The organism is Trichocoleus sp. FACHB-6, from assembly GCF_014695815.1.
GTDB classification, from domain to species: Bacteria; Cyanobacteriota; Cyanobacteriia; order Cyanobacteriales; family FACHB-T130; genus Funiculus; species Funiculus sociatus.
The window spans coordinates 16273-34457 of sequence record NZ_JACJOY010000120.1; the positions used below are offsets into that span (position 1 = coordinate 16273).

The 18185-nt window shown below is 45.9% G+C and carries 10 protein-coding genes; 8 read left to right on the top strand and 2 right to left on the bottom strand.

Annotation, left to right across the window (positions count from 1 at the left end; all coding sequences use genetic code 11):
* The first annotated feature begins 317 nt into the window (after positions 1-317).
* The 7 genes from H6F66_RS24110 (at position 318) to H6F66_RS24140 (ending at position 11997) form a co-directional block, all read left to right on the top strand.
* The gene (locus tag H6F66_RS24110; RefSeq protein ID WP_190426644.1) at positions 318-1463 is read left to right on the top strand and encodes a Re/Si-specific NAD(P)(+) transhydrogenase subunit alpha; all 1146 of its coding nucleotides are present in this window, start codon (positions 318-320) and stop codon (positions 1461-1463) included.
* Between the two features lie 125 nt (positions 1464-1588).
* Entirely contained in the window at positions 1589-1879 is a 291-nt protein-coding gene (locus H6F66_RS24115) for an NAD(P) transhydrogenase subunit alpha (protein WP_190426646.1), read from the top strand.
* Positions 1880-1940: 61 nt separating this feature from the next.
* On the top strand, positions 1941-3341 hold the full coding sequence (locus H6F66_RS24120) for an NAD(P)(+) transhydrogenase (Re/Si-specific) subunit beta (RefSeq protein ID WP_190426648.1): 1401 nt from the start codon (positions 1941-1943) through the stop codon (positions 3339-3341).
* 877 nt (positions 3342-4218) lie between these two features.
* Positions 4219-5568 carry a serpin family protein gene (locus tag H6F66_RS24125; protein WP_190426652.1) on the top strand — a complete coding sequence of 450 codons (1350 nt, stop codon included), beginning with the start codon at positions 4219-4221 and terminating at the stop codon, positions 5566-5568.
* Between the two features lie 272 nt (positions 5569-5840).
* The gene (gene pruA, locus H6F66_RS24130) at positions 5841-8822 is read left to right on the top strand and encodes an L-glutamate gamma-semialdehyde dehydrogenase (RefSeq protein WP_190426656.1); all 2982 of its coding nucleotides are present in this window, start codon (positions 5841-5843) and stop codon (positions 8820-8822) included.
* A gap of 93 nt (positions 8823-8915) precedes the next feature.
* The gene (locus tag H6F66_RS24135; protein WP_190426658.1) at positions 8916-9467 is read left to right on the top strand and encodes a nuclear transport factor 2 family protein; all 552 of its coding nucleotides are present in this window, start codon (positions 8916-8918) and stop codon (positions 9465-9467) included.
* 16 nt (positions 9468-9483) lie between these two features.
* Complete coding sequence (locus H6F66_RS24140) at positions 9484-11997, top strand: glycosyltransferase family 39 protein (protein WP_190426670.1); 2514 nt, start codon at positions 9484-9486, stop codon at positions 11995-11997.
* Positions 11998-12034: 37 nt separating this feature from the next.
* On the opposite strand, the gene H6F66_RS24145 is transcribed toward H6F66_RS24140, so the two are convergent.
* A complete protein-coding gene (locus H6F66_RS24145) occupies positions 12035-15043 on the bottom strand; it encodes a response regulator (protein WP_190426673.1) in 3009 nt (1002 codons plus the stop codon).
* 241 nt (positions 15044-15284) lie between these two features.
* A complete protein-coding gene (locus tag H6F66_RS24150) occupies positions 15285-17531 on the bottom strand; it encodes a PAS domain S-box protein (protein WP_190426676.1) in 2247 nt (748 codons plus the stop codon).
* 422 nt (positions 17532-17953) lie between these two features.
* On the opposite strand from H6F66_RS24150, the gene H6F66_RS29565 reads away from it, so the two are divergent.
* The gene (locus tag H6F66_RS29565; protein WP_347269424.1) at positions 17954-18136 is read left to right on the top strand and encodes a hypothetical protein; all 183 of its coding nucleotides are present in this window, start codon (positions 17954-17956) and stop codon (positions 18134-18136) included.
* The last annotated feature ends 49 nt before the right edge of the window (positions 18137-18185 follow it).

The window sequence follows — 18185 nt, forward strand, 5'->3', positions numbered from 1 at the left end:
TTTTATTGACTAATGTATACCATTGTATAGTTTTTTATTTAATTTTTTGAATAAATTTGACAAAATCAACAGCAACCAGAGGTTTCAATTAATCTTAACTGACGGCACAGAAGCTAATAGCCACCGAAAATTTTTATGGCAAGCTTTTCCATCATTAAGATGAAAGTTTTTTAAAATTGTCTAGAAATGTGTGGATATTACAAAGAATGTGCGATCGCGCTCAATCCAAATTCATAAGACAAAATTAAAGATACGGATTGGGATTTAAGAATTAACATAGGATTCCAAAGGGCGGGAAAAATTGATTGGGAGAATTCATGAGAATATCGGTTGCTAAAGAAGTTGAAGTTGGTGAACATCGCGTTGCTCTGGTGCCTGACACTGTAGGCAAGTTGGTAAAACAGGGTTTAGAAGTATGGGTAGAGGCGGGTGCTGGCGAGCAGGCATTTTTCTCTAATGAAGCCTATGAAGCAGCCGGAGCAAAGATTGTCGGCGATACAGCGGCTTTGTGGGGTGAGGCAGATGTTCTACTAAAAGTTAATCCGCCTGCATTGCATGAAGTTCACCAGATGAAGGAAGGAAGCGCCTTGGTTGGGTTTCTCAATCCTCTAGGGAATCCAACATTGGTGCAACGTTTAGCCGAGCAGAAAGTAACAGCTTTCAGTATGGAGATGATTCCCCGCACCAGTAGGGCGCAAAGCATGGATGCTTTGTCGTCTCAGGCGGGGGTGGCAGGTTATAAGGCAGTATTGATTGCGGCGGCGGCTTTGCCGAAGTTTTTCCCAATGTTGACGACAGCAGCAGGTACAATCGCACCAGCGAAGGTGTTTGTGATGGGCGCAGGTGTGGCGGGACTGCAAGCGATCGCTACTGCTAGACGACTTGGCGCTGTAGTAGAAGCTTTTGATATTCGCCCAGCGGTGAAGGAAGAAGTACAAAGCTTGGGAGCCAAATTCGTCGAAGTCAAACTGGAAGAAGAGACTGTGGCGCCTGGAGGCTATGCTAAAGAAGTTTCTGAAGCATCCAAGCAGCGGACTCAGGAAGTCGTAGCCGAACACGTCGCCCAGTCGGATGTGGTAATCACCACCGCCCAAGTACCGGGTAGAAAAGCACCCATACTTGTGACTGAGGAAATGGTAGCTCGAATGAAGCCTGGTTCGGTAATTGTAGATTTAGCAGCCGACCAAGGCGGAAACTGTGCTTGTACCCAAGCAGGAAAAGATGTCCAGCGCAACGGCGTGACGATTATTGGGCCGATTAATTTACCTTCATCTCTGCCAGTTAACGCCAGTCAAATGTATTCCAAAAACGTTTTGACTTTGGTGCAATACCTGATTAAAGACGGTACATTGCAGTTGAATTTTGAAGATGACATCACCAACAGCACTTGTGTCGCCCATGCTGGAGAGATTCGCAATCAACGGGTAAAGGATGCGATCGCTCAAATAACAGTCAACGCATAGTAATGGGGACTGGGAACAAGGAATTTCTGGTTCCCAGTCCCAGGCTGGGAACCAGAATATAGAGGCTAGAGCCTCTTATTGAGACTCGTGCAAGATGTGAGTTTAATGAAAGGATTTGGGAACTGATGACAGAAGCATTGATTGCCGCTTTGTTCGTGTTTGTGTTGGCATCTTTTACTGGATTTGAAATTATCAACAAAGTACCGCCAACGCTCCATACTCCCCTCATGTCTGGGGCAAATGCGATTTCTGGAATTGCCGTGATTGGGGCGCTGCTCGTCTCTGGAGAGCGCGATACAAATCTCAGCGTCATTTTGGGCTTGATAGCCGTGGTGCTGGCAAGCATTAACGTTGTAGGTGGTTTCTTGGTGACAGATCGGATGTTGCAAATGTTCAAGAAAAAAGCGGCTAGCTAATGGAAAAAAACAATTAGCAATTAGCAATTAGCAATCATTCAAGTAACAACTAACAACTGATATGACCGATTTTCTGCCAACTGGAATACAACTGACTTATTTAGTCGCAGCATCTTTATTCATTCTGGGCTTGAAAAAACTGGGTTCGCCAGCAACAGCTCGTCAAGGCAACTTATGGGCAGCTGTAGGGATGCTGCTGGCGGTGGTGGCAACGCTGCTGGATCGGCAAGTGCTGAACTACCAGATGATTTTGGTGGGTTTGCTGATTGGTTCCGTGTTGGGAGCGATCGCAGCCTATAAAGTAGAAATGACCGATATGCCCCAAATGGTCGGTTTACTCAACGGATTAGGAGGTGCTGCATCTGCCCTCGTTGCTGTGGCAGAATTTGGGCGGTTAGTGGGACATCAAGCCATACCCATCGATGCCAACATCTCGATCATCAGTAGTGTGTTTATCGGTGGTGTCACCTTCACTGGCAGTATGGTTGCCTTTGCCAAATTGCAAGGACTCATCAGCGGTAGCCCAATTACATTTCCCTTGCAGCAACCAATTAATGCTCTCCTTTTGGCAGGCTTTTTTGTTGCCACCGCCTATCTGCTAATCGATCCGCAAAACCTGCCCGTATTCGTGGGCATGGTTGGTATCTCCTTACTCTTGGGCGTGCTGTTCGTTATTCCTATCGGCGGCGGCGATATGCCAGTAGTAATCTCCCTGTTGAACTCCCTATCCGGAGTAGCAGCAGCCGCCGCAGGTTTTGTGGTGATGAACAATATGTTGATCATCGCTGGTGCCTTGGTGGGCGCATCTGGATTAATCCTTACCGAGATTATGTGTAAGGCGATGAACCGCTCTTTACCAAGCGTACTATTCGGTGCCTTTGGCAAAGCTGGCGCATCTGGCGGTACTGGTGCAGCAGCAGGGGGCGATAAATCTGTCCGCACTGTTGATCCAGAAGAAGGGGCGATGATGTTGGGCTATGCTCGTTCTGTCGTGATTGTTCCCGGTTACGGTATGGCTGTGGCGCAAGCGCAGCACGCTGTCCGCGAATTAGCTGACGGCTTGGAAAAGCTGGGCGTTGAGGTGAAGTATGCGATTCACCCAGTTGCTGGGCGGATGCCTGGACACATGAACGTGCTATTGGCAGAGGCGAATGTGCCTTATCCGCAGCTGTACGACATGGATGATATTAACCCCCAGTTTGAGCAGACTGATGTTGCCTTAGTTATTGGGGCAAATGATGTAGTAAATCCATCTGCTCGTCACGATTCTGCAAGTCCTATCTACGGAATGCCGATTTTGGAAGTAGATAAGGCGAAGCACACGATTGTGATTAAGCGGGGGATGAGTGCGGGTTTTGCTGGTGTGGATAATGAGCTTTTCTACAAAGACAAAACCATGATGCTTTTTGGTGGTGCGCGGGATGTGGTTGCGAAGCTGGTTGCTGAGGTGAAGCAACTTTAGGAAAAGCACCGTAAAGACACATTAGCGTTCGCGCTCCATAGCGCGAACGAAGAAGTAAAAAAGGCTTGCTGGTGGCAAGCCTTTTTTTTGGTAGAGTAGCTAAAAAAAGCTGGAGATTGGTTCAAGGTGTAGAATAATATTCAGGCGGTTAATAAGCCTGCTTGACTTTTACAGCAAGCATAAAAATGAAGTAGAAAAACCGTTTTTTGCAACCTTATTTTTTAGCTTAAATTGAATCTATTTTTGTGGTTTAGGGAAAGCATCAAACTCAGGCAAGAGAGAAATTAAGCCATTTTCACAGAAAGCAGGGCTAAAATAAAGGTAGAATAAAGTTCTGTCCGTATGCAACTCGATCGGAAATAGGCGTGATACATTGAGAATATCGGCGGCTTCCAAAGAAGTAAAATCAGGGTTTAATTTCTATAGGGATACGCCACTTGAGTCAGCTATCATCAATTCGATGACTGACTGCTCTCACTAAGGTTTGCGATGATTTGGAAGTGCGATCGCTCGCTTTGAAATCATCTCCCACTATTTCTATGGTGGGTTGTTAAATTCTAAGACTTGAGCCATATCTTGGGAATAGCATCTACCTCCGGTTCGCAAGCAAAGGCTCGTCTCCAGCCTACCTTGACATGAGAAACCGCTCCTTGTTGCTCAAGCCTACTCACCTTAGAAAGGAAATATCCGTTTTAAGTTTTGAGTTACATATTTTAAATCAATCAAAACCAACAAAGGTGTATAAACAGCTTGCAGCAGGGGTTTCAAACTTCTGTGGCAGATGTTTAGTGGGATGAAAGATAGGTTAGGCTAGGTTAACTATAAGCATCTGCTACATTCTCCAAAGCACTGATATGGCATTTTGCATGAAAGCAGCATGAAACAGATCATCGCGGGTTTTACCGCCGCTTTAGTAGGTTTGACGACCGCTTTGGGTGGTTCCGCTTTGGCTTGTGAGCCTGGTATCCCTCTGAGGAATAAAACCTCCTCTGGCAATGCAGATGCTACCGCTACCCTGCCCTTAAAGCTTCGCCCTCAGCCTCGGACTCCCATAATAATCGGACAAAACGCATCGGAAAGTGCAAATCAAGCTACAAGAGAGCTGTCTGCTGAGGTAAATACTGTGGTAGAGGGTAACAACGCCTTTGCCTTCGACTTATATAACAAGCTGCGTAATCAACAAGGGAATTTATTTTTCTCTCCCTACAGCATCTCAACAGCACTAGCTATGACCTACGCCGGAGCTAGGGGCCCAACGGCAACGGAGATGGCTAAGGTTCTCCACTTCACTAAGGAGCCAGAAAACCTGCATTCGAGTTTTGCCACGCTCATAGCTAGACTGATCTCTAGTAACCCCCAGGGGTATCAACTAAGCATTGCCAATCGGCTTTGGGGTCAGAAGGGATACGGCTTTAGCGATGCCTTCCTCAAAACTAGCCAGAATAACTATGGGGCGGGGTTAGAGCAGGTAGACTTCGCTGGTGCTACTGAACAGGCTCGTCGCACTATCAATAGCTGGGTGGCAAAAAAGACCCAAAACAAGATCGAAAACCTGATTGAACAGAGCATTCTCACCTCGAATACGAAGCTGGTACTGACAAACGCCATCTACTTTAAGGGCGCTTGGGCAAGTCAGTTTAGCCCGAAAGATACCAAACAGGAAGCATTCAGTGTCACGGCAACTCAGCAAGTCAAGGTGCCGATGATGTACCAAGAAGCGGCGGTTCCCTTTGCAGATTTAGAGGAGCTGCAACTCTTGGAGCTGCCCTATGCTGATTCGGATATATCTATGGTAATTCTCTTGCCGAAAAAAGCTAATGGGGTGACACAACTAGAGCAGCAGCTAACGCCAGAAAACCTCCAGAAGTGGTTATCGTCGGTTCGAGAGGGGGGCAATGTTAAGATTTGGCTACCCAAGTTCAAGGTAGATTCAGCGATTGAGCTGAGCGATGTACTCTCAAGCATGGGAATGGAGATCGCTTTCAGTAAAACAGCCGATTTCTCTGGTATCAGCCCCAAGAAAGAACTTTCGATATCGAAAGTAATTCACAAAACTTTTGTGGATGTGAATGAGTTGGGGACTGAGGCAGCTGCGACTACAGGTGTTTTAATGGCGAGGGGCGGATCTGGGCAGTTTCGGGCAGATCATCCGTTTCTGTTTTTGATTCGAGATAATCGCTCTGAGAGCATTCTATTCGTGGGTCGTATGGTAAACCCGCTAGAGTAGTCTGTTGTAGCAATTAAAGGGTTGGGTGCGATCACATCTGTTGGGGCATGGCATTGTCCCAACCAAGGTGGCGGCAACTTTAGAACCGCAATATATTCCACCCAATTAAGAAACTCTATATTTCATCAGTTAAGCGTCATTAGTTATGAGTCATTGACAATCGACAACTGACAACTAACTAAATTTGCTGCCAATGACGCAATAAACCGAGAAAATAAAAGATAGAGGCTTCCCAAGGTGAAGCTATGTCTTGAATTAGGAGTCTGCCAGCTGTGGTTGTACAAATATCTTCTGATAGCAGTTACGAATTAAAAACCCAAGAAATTGCCAAACAGCTGTTGATAGCAACTAGAGAAAATAAATCCTTTTTTGCCCAAATGCGCGACCAAATGCGCTGGGATGATAAATTACTTGCTTGGGCGATGGCTAGCCCTGGTTTGCGGGTGCAGCTGTTTCGCTTCATTGATACTTTGCCAGCACTGCGTAGCAAACCAGAAGTTGCGCGTCACTTGCAGGAATATCTGGGGGATGAGTCGGTTGAACTACCAACTGCTCTCAAGGGGATGCTCAACTTTGCTTCTCCAGATTCTATGCCTGGTACTGTTGCGGCGACAACTGTGAATACAGCGGTTGAAACTTTGGCGCATAAGTACATTGCTGGAGAAAATATTAAGCAGGTAATTAAGACGGTCGAGAGTTTGCGGAAGCAAAAAATGGCTTTTACCATCGACCTTTTGGGCGAGGCGGTGATTACAGAAGCTGAGGCGCAGTCTTATCTTGACCGTTATTTGGAATTGATGGAGCAGTTGACGGATGCGGCTAAGTCGTGGTCAACTGTGGAGGCAATTGACAAGGCAGATGGGGAAGATTTACCAAAGGTACAAGTATCTGTTAAGTTAACGGCGTTTTACTCGCAGTTTGACCCGTTAGATGCTAAAGGAAGTGAGGAGCGAGTAAGCGATCGCATCCGCCTCCTATTACGTCGCGCTGCACAGTTGGGCGCTGCTGTTCACTTCGATATGGAACAGTATGCTTACAAAGACATTACTCTGTCTATCCTGAAAAAATTGTTGCTGGAAGATGAGTTTCGCAGTCGTACCGATGTCGGGATGACAATTCAGGCGTATCTGCGGGACAGCGAACAAGATGTAAAAGATTTGATTCCCTGGCTAAAAGAACGCGGTTATCCCCTGACGGTGCGCTTGGTGAAGGGCGCGTACTGGGATCAGGAGACAATCAAATCGATGCAGAAGGATTGGCCTGTGCCAGTTTACAGCGACAAAGCGGCAACTGATGCCAATTTTGAGAAGATTACCCAACTGCTGCTGGAAAATCACGAGTATCTTTATTCGGCAATTGGCAGCCATAACGTGCGATCGCAAGCACGGGCGATCGCAATCGCCGAAACTCTCAAAGTTCCCCGCCGTCGCTTTGAAATGCAAGTCCTCTACGGTATGGGCGATAAACTTGCAAAATCTTTAGTTGATAAAGGCTATCGAGTGCGAGTTTATTGTCCTTATGGGGATTTGCTGCCGGGAATGGCTTATTTAATTCGCCGTTTGCTGGAAAATACGGCTAATAGTTCATTTTTACGCCAAAATCTGGAAGAACGTCCAGTAGAAGAATTGTTAGCACCGCCTACTCCTTCTAACTCCGCCGTCAACGGGGGAGGAGGGACAAACGGAGCGTTCCCGAATGCAGCTGATACAGATTATGCTGAAATTGAGGCGAGAGCGCGATCGCAACAAGCTTATGCTACTGTGCGCCCACAACTGGGTAAAACTTATTTGCCGTTGATTAATGGCGAATATGTAAACACAGCAGAAACAGTTGATTCTGTCAACCCGTCAAATCCCAGCGAAATCATTGGCAAAGTCGGACTGATTAGCATAGAACAGGCAGAACAAGCGATTCAAGCGGCAAAAGCAGCATTCCCCGGTTGGCGGAAGACACCAGTCAGACAGCGGGCTGGAGTGTTGCGGAAAGCAGCAGATTTGATGGAACTGCGTCGCGCCGAATTATCAGCTTGGGTGGTCTTGGAAGTTGGCAAGGCGGTAAGAGAAGCTGATGGGGAAGTTTCGGAGGCGATTGACTTTTGTCGCTACTACGCCGACGAAATGGAACGCCTGGATGAAGGGTATAAGTACGATATTGCTGGAGAAACCAACCGTTATATTTATCAGCCGCGAGGCGTGACGGTGGTGATTTCGCCTTGGAATTTCCCGATAGCGATCGCGACAGGGATGGCGGTGGCGGCGCTTGTTACGGGAAATTGTACTTTACTCAAGCCTGCGGAAACATCTTCTGTAATTGCTGCCAAAATTACGGAAATCCTGGTTGAGGCGGGAATACCGAAGGGCGTGTTTCAATACGTACCGGGGAGAGGTTCCCAAGCTGGTGCTTACATGGTGAAGCATCCCGACGTTCACCTGATTGCCTTTACTGGATCTCAAGAAGTTGGTTGTCGGATCTACGCTGATGCTGCGATTTTACAACCAGGGCAGAAACACCTGAAGCGGGTAATTGCCGAGATGGGCGGCAAGAATGGCATCATCGTAGACGAAAGTGCCGATTTAGACCAAGCTGTTGCGGGTGTGGTGTATTCAGCTTTTGGTTACAGCGGACAGAAGTGTTCAGCTTGTTCGCGGGTAATTGTGCTGGAACCAGTTTATGAGGCTTTTGTGGCGCGTTTGGTGGAAGCAACGCGAAGTCTCAACGTTGGGGAAGCCCACTTGCCCAGTACGCAAGTAGGCCCGGTGATTGATGCGACAGCTCAAGCCCGGATTCGTGACTATATCGAGAAAGGCCGCGCCGAAGCCAAACTTGCTTTAGAAATGCCTTCCCCCGATAACGGCTATTTTGTCGGCCCTACGATTTTTACGGAAGTACCGCCAGAGGCGACAATTGTCCAAGAAGAAATTTTTGGGCCAGTTGTGGCAGTAATGCGGGTGAAGAATTTTCAGGAAGCGATCGCAGTTGCCAATAACACCAACTTTGCCCTGACTGGCGGCTTGTATTCCCGCACACCTTCCCACATTGAACAAGCGCAAGCTGAGTTTGAAGTTGGCAACCTTTACATTAATCGTGGCATAACTGGCGCGATTGTCTCAAGGCAACCCTTCGGCGGCTTCAAGCTTTCCGGTGTTGGTTCCAAGGCTGGCGGCCCCGACTACTTGCTGCAATTCCTCGAACCTCGCGTAATCACGGAAAATATCCAACGCCAAGGCTTTGCGCCAATTGAAGGTGTAGATTAAAAAGTTTATTCCCCATGCAAGTAGCTATTTACATGGGGAATTTTTTGATCTAGATTGATCCAGAAGAATTTTTCAATATAGGAAAAAAGACCTATGGATATAAATTTTTTAGCTGTTCCAGTGCTAATGTTACTGGCGGGATATCCTCAAGTAGGGTTAAATAACACACAGTTACAGAAGCAGCAAACTAAAGTTCCTTTGTATGAGGAGCTAAATATTCAGAAAATAAAAAAGCTACCAGAAAAGGCTTTTGTTAAAAAGCAGTTATTGGCAGAAACAAAACAGAATCATTCAGATAGGCAGGCAATAAGAGAGTTGGTCAATAAACAATTCAAGGCTTTAAATGAGAAAGATATAGTAGGTTATATGGATACGGTTGATAAACAATCTCCGGGTTATGAACTCACTAAAGAATTATTAATGCAAGTTTACAAAACCTATGACTTAAAATATGAACTGAATAGTCTGGAGTTTATTCGTATATCTGCTAATGAAGCAAGGGTAAGGATGATTCAGACAACTACGAAGCTGAAAGGCCCTGAGTTTAGGAATAATAAGTTAACATCAATAAATATACTGAAGAAAAGAAACGGCCAATGGAAAATGGATTCGACAGAAACAGAAAAAATTGAGTACCTAAATTAGGTTGCATCTGGATTTTGTGACTGATAAAGATAAACGCACTCGGTTTAATCCACTACTGGTTCTGGGGATAATTTGGCTGGTTGGGGCGCTATGCGATCGCATTTGGTTTGCCCTTGACCGTTCGGTGCCATCCTGGGATCAGGCAGATTACTTGACAGGCTCTTTAAATTACTGGAAAGCTCTACAACATCCCCGGTGGTTTTCTGGGGGATGGTGGGAGAGTTTTTGGCAACTTTCCTCAAAAGTGCCGCCTTTCACCTATATTGCTACGGCTATAGTTCAGAATCTCTTTGGGACGGGGCCAGATAGTGCCACGTTGGTGAATCTGCTATTTAGCGCGGTTCTGCTGGCTTCTGTATATGGTTTGGGTGTGCAGCTGTTTAGCGTTGAAGTTGGTTTATGGGCGGCTGGGTTGTGCCAGTTGTTACCGGGTCTTTATCGATATCGTCTGGATTTTCTGCTGGATTTTCCGCTGACGGCTGTTGTGGCGTTGAGTTTTTATTGCCTGACGGTGTGGCGGTGTATTGGAACCGCAGAGGCGCAGAGGACGCAGAGAAGAGAGTGGTTTTGGGCGGCGGTGTTTGGGCTTTCTTTGGGGCTGGCGTTGATGGTGAAGCAGACGGCGCTGTTTTTTCTGTTGACTCCGCTGTTGTGGGTGGGTGTTGGTGTAATTCGGCACCGAGCATGGGGACGATTAGCTCAGCTGGTTTTCTCGTTGTTGGTGTCGGTGTTGGTGTTTGCTCCCTGGTATCGCGCTAATTGGTTGCTGATGCTGACATCGGGGAAGCGGGCGACGGTGGATTCAGCGATCGCAGAAGGAGATCCCGCGCTGAATACGCTAGAAGCTTGGACTTATTATTGGAAAATTCTGCCTTATCATGTTTCCTGGCCTTTGTTGCTAGTCCCGATCGTAGGATTGTTGATTTATTGGGGTCGTGCAGCATTTAGCAATCAGAAGGCTCAGCTTGGGAACGAGAATAAATCCAAAATCGGCTGGTTGGCTGTTTTTTGGATGGGATCTTATTTGCTTTGTTCGCTAAATATTAATAAAGATTCTCGCTATGTGTTGCCTTATTTACCAGTAGTTGCGCTATTTCTGGCTTATGGTTTGACCCGATGGGTTAGCCGTTGGAATTACATCCGTTGGGGAACGATTAGTCTGGCAGTGCTGCTGATGTTTCTTAACTGGTTTCCTGTGGAAGGTACGGTATGGAAAAATTTCACGCAAGCCCTCAGTCCCTATGCTCAGCACCCAGTTTATTTAGAAAAAGAATTACCTCACCCACAGGTAATTAGAGAAATTATTCAAACCGAGCCTTATTTGCGTTCGACATTGGGAGTATTGCCATCAACTGCCAATATTAATCAGCACAATTTTAATTATTATGGGGCGTTGCAAAATTTTCAGGTTTACGGGCGACAGGTGGGGACGAGAAAGAAGCAAGTAGCTCAAGATGCGCGATCGCTTTCCTGGTTCCTAACTAAAACTGGCAAGCAAGGATCTGTTCCCGATGCTCAGGCTACCATTGTCCAAACTGTCGAGCAAGGTTCAGATTTTCAGCTGCATAAAACTTGGAATTTATCCGAAAACAGTAGTCTGAAACTTTATCATCAAAAATCGCCACCCGTACAGGTACAACCGCTATCGGAACCACAAAATAAAGTCAAGTTAGTAAATGTAAAAGTACCAGAAGTTGCTCCCCCTGGGTTGCCTGTGCCTGTAACCTACGAGTGGACTGGTTCCTGGGAACAGTTGCAATCGGGCATCGTGTTGCTAACTTGGCGAAGCGAAGAGAAGACGGAAAATCCAACATCTCAATGGTTGCACGATCGCGCTATTGGGATGGGAAATTTATATCCAGAAATTCTGCCGGATAAATTATTAGCTAAAGGTTTTCGAGTCATTGAACAGACGGCAATGCTGCCAAAAGCTGATACATCTGCTGGGATTTACACCCTGGAGGCGACATACCTGAACCGAAAAACTGGTGAAACTTACCCCATACAGGTTCCGCCAGTGACTCTCAAGATTGACGCTGCTGTTGCTGCTACACCTGCGCCTGAGTTGGATTTGGGGACTCAGTTGCGGACTTTAGCGGCTACTTTACCCCAAGGGACAGCCGCCCTAGAGCAAATTTTTGCGGAAACTGGGCGGATTAATCAGTATGACCCGATTCAAGACTATCTGGTGCAAGCGCAGTTGGCTTTGGAGTATCGACTGCAACGGGAACCAAACCGAGATTTGGCATATGCGCTGGCTTTGTCAAGGGTTTTGAAGCGACAAGCTAAAGACGCGATCGCATCCCTGGAACGAGTGGTGCGACTAGACTCTGAAAATCCCTATGCTTATGCTTATCTTGCCTTTGTCCATCTGTACGAATGGCATCCCAAAAAGGCTCAAAACGTGCTGAAGCCAGCTGTGGCACTCAACCCTAACCTACTCGAAATTAAAGCCTTAAGCGGCGTTGCAGCACTCATGCAGGGCAATTTCTTAAAAGCTTGGCACATCGTTCAGGAAATTAGAAGGTAAAAGGAAAAAACATATAACTTTTTTTCCTTTTACCTTTTTAGAAATAACGCATTAAAATTAACTCCAGTTGTTGGACACCAACTGGCTTGCTAAGATAATCGTCAGCACCGGCATTTAGACAACGCTCTTTATCATCTGCCATCGCCATAGCTGTCACTATCACCACAGGCAGTTCTGCTATCTCCGGTTCCTGCCGCAATTGTGTCAGCAGCTCCAACCCACTAATACCACCTGTTAAATTGAAATCTAACAAAATCAGATGAGGCTTGAATGTTCGCACCCTGCTGATAAAATTTGCACCATCTATTAAAATTTCTACTGTATAACCAATCGATTTTAGATAGTCATTCAACAGCATCCCGCTGTTTTTATCATTTTCTACAATCAAAATTTTTCCTTGCTCATTACTTCTAAGCTTTTGTCCATTACTTGATGATTCATGACTGATGACTGATGATTGATAATTTATGACAGATGAAGAATCACTGCCCAAATCGGGTATATCAATGGTAAATGTACTGCCTTTTCCTAGCGTTGAAGAAACTCTCACATCTCCGCCATGAAGTCGGGCTAAACCGCGAGTCAGAGATAACCCCAAACCCGTGCCTGTAAACTGTCGGTTTAGTCCGCTGTCCAATTGACGAAATGGCTGAAACAATAACGGCAGCTTTTCTGGGGCAATACCGATGCCCGTATCTGTTACGGTAAATGCCATGCCTTCAGGGTGCTTTTGTACAATTAAGTTTACTGATCCTGTTGGTGTGAACTTAATCGCATTAGACAGCAAATTCAGCAACATCTGCTTCAAACGCCGCTCATCGGCTACGCAGATATTAACATTTGGCTCAATTTCGCAGGTGAGTTGCAGTCCTCTTTCTAAGGCTTGCTCTCGCATAATTGTTACTGCGTATTCGCACAAATTCTCGACGTTCACCGAGGTTAAAGTGAGTTGTTCTTTGCCCGCTTCGACTTTAGAAAGGTCAAGAATATCGTTAATCAGCGCCAAGAGATGTTCGCCGCTGCTATGAATGCAGGCAGCGTATTCTTTTTGTTTTTGATTGAGAGTGCCAAATATTTCTTGTAGCAGGAGGTTAGACAGTCCCAATATGGAGTTGAGGGGTGTCCGCAGTTCGTGGCTGATTGTTGCCAAAAATTCACTTTTTGCGCGACTTCCAGCTTCAGCTGCATCATACGCTTGACGCAATTCGAGTTCTGTTTGGATGCGATCGCTGATGTCATACACTACCGCTTGTAGCACTTTCCGGTTCCCCAACTCGATTGCACTCAACATCACTTCTGTAGGGCAATCTGTGCCATCTTTACGCCGATGAATCCAATCAAAACGACAGCTGCCTTCTTTTAAAGCAGTGGCTATGCGATCGCAAGCAAGGCTAAAAGAGTCGTTACCATCAGGTTGAGTCGGTGGCGAAAATTCGCTGAGATGTTTGCCACGAAACTCCTCTAAGTCAGCGCAACCTAATAGCTGTAGTGTGGCGCTGTTGCAATCGAGAAATCCTCTTTCATCCAGCAGCATGACTGCGGCGCTGGTTGATTCATAAAGTGTGCGAAATTTGGTTTCTGATTCTCGCAGTGCTTCCTCTGCCTGTTTGCCTTTGGTGATGTCTCGCGTTGTATTCACCGCCAGTAAAACTTTCCCAGCTTCATCAAAGATAGTCGATCCAGAAAGACTCACCCACTTCTGTTCCCCATTCGGACAATCTACAATTAGCTCGTGATTGGTAAAAATTTCTCCTCGAATTGCTCTACTGATAGGTAGTTCCTCAACAGTTGGACAGGAACCATCAGGATTGCGAATTTGTAATTTAGCTACATAGTCAGTGAAGTGAGGTGCTAATCCTGTCTTAGAGCTAGGTTTTTTAACTTGTCCCTCAAGTCCATATATCTGCGTCGCTGCCGGATTAAACATCAATGCCTGACCATCAGGTTGACTGACAACAATCCCCTCTTGAATTGAATTGAGGATTGCCTCTAGTAGGGCTTTTTCCCGTCCTAGCTGCTGGGTGCGCTCTTGCACGAGGTGTTCTAACTGCTCTAGCTCTCGCGCATTGTAAAGAGCGATCGCTGTCTGCTGTGCCAGTTGTTGCAGCAGCTGGATTTGTGAGTTACTAAATGAATTTCCCCCCTGAATATACCCGACAACTAGATTGCCGTAGTATTGGTTCCTAACAAAAATCGGAGCCATCAAGACAGCGGGAATATTCAAAACTAAAGATTCACCATTCAAAATTTCCGCATTTTTTATTTTTATTTTTTCATTTTGAATTGTCACCGGACGATTTTGTAGTAAATCGTCCCTCACCGTTTCCCAACCTTCAAAGAGCAGGGTTTTTCCCTGCCAAGCCAGGAAATTTCGCCTTTGGTCGCCCTCTGACAAATCAGACCAATATTCAGCTTCAATCAAAAATTGTTTTGATTCAGGCAAGTCGCGGGCTACCATGCAGAAATCGCCGCCCATCGGTTCGAGAGTTTGCCGGACAATTTCCTGCACGACAAATTGAGGATCGAGATTGGAATTCAGGGCGGTGGTAATGCGGTTTATTAAGGCTTCCCGTTCCAGCTGGTGTTGCAACGCTTGCTGAGTTTGTTGGAGTCGTAGTTGCATCCGCTGTCTTTCAATGGCATAGCTTACGGCACGGATCAACCCATGACCGTCTGTATAACCTTTTACAAGATAATCTTGCGCTCCTTCTTGCAAAGCTTTGAGGGCGATCGCTTCATCAGTTAGTCCTGACATGACTACAATCGGGATGTCTGGTGCCGCACTGCGGACTCGCATCACCGTTTCTAACCCGTTGCCATCCGGTAACGACAAATCCAACAAAATTACCCCCACACAAGGCGTTGTCTTCTCTTGGTCAGAAGGGTTACGGTGCTTGGCGAGGCAAACCTGGCACTCTTCCAGATTAACTACATGGAGCAGCTTTATCTGCGTAGCATTCATTTCCCGCAACATTTCCCGAACCAAACGGGCATCGCCAACGTTATCCTCCACCAGCAAAACGGTGATGGGTTCTTTGATCTGCATGGGCTTTACTTCGCTTGTTGTGCTAGGGGTTTTAGCCTGGGTATGGTCAGATATTCTTTAAGCAGCATTACAATGATCAGTCCTGAATTTTAGATTAATTACACAATATTCAAGATCGTAATGTAACCTTTCGCATGGTGATTATATGTATTTTAAATATTTGGGCGTGTCAATAATGTGGGAAGCATTACCAACGGAATTTATTTGAGGTGTTACTCTGCCTTTTTTGAATTTTTTATCCTTAATTTATTATAGGAAGAGTGAAATAGAAAGTAGAACCTTTGCCTAACTCAGACTCTACCCAAATTTTACCTTGATGCCTGTTGACAATTTTCTGGCAAATTGCCAGTCCTATGCCATTTCCCGGATAGTCAGATTTTGTGTGCAAGCGCCCAAAGATAACAAAGATGCGCGCGGCGTACTGCGGATCGATGCCGATGCCGTTATCCCTAACAGAAAACACCCATTCCTTGTCACCCAAACGAGCTTCGATATGAATGCGAGGGCTTTGCTGGGAGAACTTGATAGCATTGCTAATTAAATTTTGCAACAGTTGCGTCAGCCCAGCGGCGTTACCTAGCACCACTGGCAGGGGATTGTGAGTCACCACTGCCCCGCTTTCGGCGATCGCAGCAGTTAGATTTGCGATCGCTAACAGCAAAACTTTCTCGCAGTTCACCGCCTCAAATGTTTCGGCCCGATGCCCCACCTGGTAAAACGCCAGCAAGTCTTTAATCAGCTGTTGCATCCGGTTAGCACCTTCAACCGCATAACTAATGAAATCATCAGCATCATCGTCCAGCTTGCCCTTATAGCGTCTTGCCAAAAGCTGCGTGTAGCTGGCAACCATTCGTAGAGGTTCCTGCAAATCGTGAGAAGCGATATAAGCAAACTGTTCCAAGTGGGAATTAGCGATCGCTAACTCTTCGGCTCGTTGCCTCAACTGTTCTTCGGCGGCTTTGCGGTCAGTAATATCCCTAAAAAAGGCGATATTGTAGGGAATCTGATTGTAGATAATGACTTTAGAGCCAATGTCTGCAAAAAATCTACTTCCGTCTTTTCGTAAGCACGGAATATTTTTGCTATGTCTAATTGTTTCTTTCTCTTTTTCCCGAAGCTTTTCCCAGATAACATCTAACTGATCTGGTGGATGAATATCCTTTACAGACATTGATAATAATTCGCTTTCTGAATATCCCAACATATTACAGATTGCTGCATTGGCACGAAGAAACTTTGTTGTCTCTCGATCGGTAATTAGCAGTCCATCCACTATCCCATCATAAATTGCCTGGAGTTGCCCTTTCGATTCTCGCAGCTCCTGCTCAGCTTGGATGCGATCGCTAATGTCTTCAATCACACAAATGAAATATTCTGGTGTTGGGAAGGGGATTGGGGATTGGGGATTGGGAATTGGGAATTGGTGATTGGAAAGACTCTTACCCAGTCCCTTGTCCCCAGTCCCTTGTCCCCAGCTCCCAGTCCCCAGTCCCCTTCTCAACGACACAGTTAAATTAATCCAGACGGTTGACCCATCTTTACAGATATAACGCTTCTCCATCGAGTAAGTCTCAATTTCGCCAGCCAGCAATCGGTCAACTAACGCCAAGTCTGCTTCCAAGTCATCCGGGTAGGTAATATCCTGAAAAGTTAGCTCTAGCAGTTCCTCGCGGGTATAACCCACAATTTCGCAAAGCTTTTGGTTAACTCGTAGCCAGCGACCATCTATCCCCACATGGGAAATGCCAACCGCAGCTTGCTCAAAGGTAGCGCGAAAGCGCTGTTCACTCTCCAAAAGCGCCTGCTGCACCTGTTGCAACTCTAAAATTTGAGCTGCTAGTAAATTTTCTCGTCTGTGTTTTTCCTGCTGAATTTTTTCGTTGTAGTCAGCAAAGAAATCCACCAAGTCAGGTTCCTCTTCCAACAAGGCCGTTAGATGAGACTCAGCTCGTAGGTCGGCTTGATATGACAGCTCTGGATAACTTTCTACCCACTGGTGACACATTTTGATGTAACCCAGAAACGCCACCAGGTGAGCGTAATTAGTTGATCCTAGCAACTGACGCAACTGGTTTCGATAAGCTGCTGCACTCTCAGGCTTCAGGAAAATTAAAATCGCATAGTCGTAAAGGCTTTGCTCAGATTGGAGGAGTTCGGTAGATTCTTCTGTATTCTCGATTTCTGATTCCCGATTTCCCGTAGGCGGTGGCGTTTCCAGTAGTTTTAGCAATTCCTTGGCTGTCATTCCTAAAGGTCGCAAGGCACAACTATGGCAAACGATGCAGTAGGGAACTGAGCAATAGCGCGACAAGTAAGCAAAAAGCTTTTCCTTGAATAAAGATGGTAGCGGATTATTGACATAAGCCGATAGAGTCTGTTGCCAAAGGTTTTCCAGAACCTGCGGTGTATCGAGTGCAGGTTCAAAAAACGGGGGGAAAAAACCGAATTTTCCTTCTATTTCTGCTTTGATTTCGTCGCTTGTTCGCACTGCTAAAAGCCTCCTTTGTCTGGTGGGTATGCCCCACGGGTACGACTTGTCTTCTGCTGGCGATCGCCAGCAGGCGGTTTAGAATCCTCCTGCCGCCAACCCTAATTTAACTTCCTGATCCCAATGATCTTTCAGTGTTTTGCTGCATTCTTAGTGCTTTATATACCCTTAACAAATGATCCCCAGGATAGATGAGCCTACTTGTTGCTTAGTTTTATCTTTATTTATGACACCAGTTTCGCCGCCTACTTTTTGTGTAACGGCATCAGTATCTCGCCATAAAATGTTACCGTGAACCCAACTCTTGCTGGTCGGGTATCTTAAGATAAATTTAACATTTTGAAATTGGTATCCCATCATACATTAGCTTGAGTTGGTACTGAGTCAGTGGTGTACGTTTTTTAAATAGGGAGTTTAATAAAATGCGACTAAATACTTGTCATTGTTGCGGTAGCCCCCTCCTGCGTCATGCGCGGCAAAATGGTGTTTATTGGTTTTGTACCTCATGTCGTCAAGAAATGCTACCCGTAGTTATCGAGAAGACGCCCCCTAGTGAAGTCAAAGTTGTTCAATTATCGCGGACTTTAAAACTTGTAAATACTTAAAGTAAGGCGAAAAGTAAAAGGTAAAAGGCACAAGGTATACGGATGAACA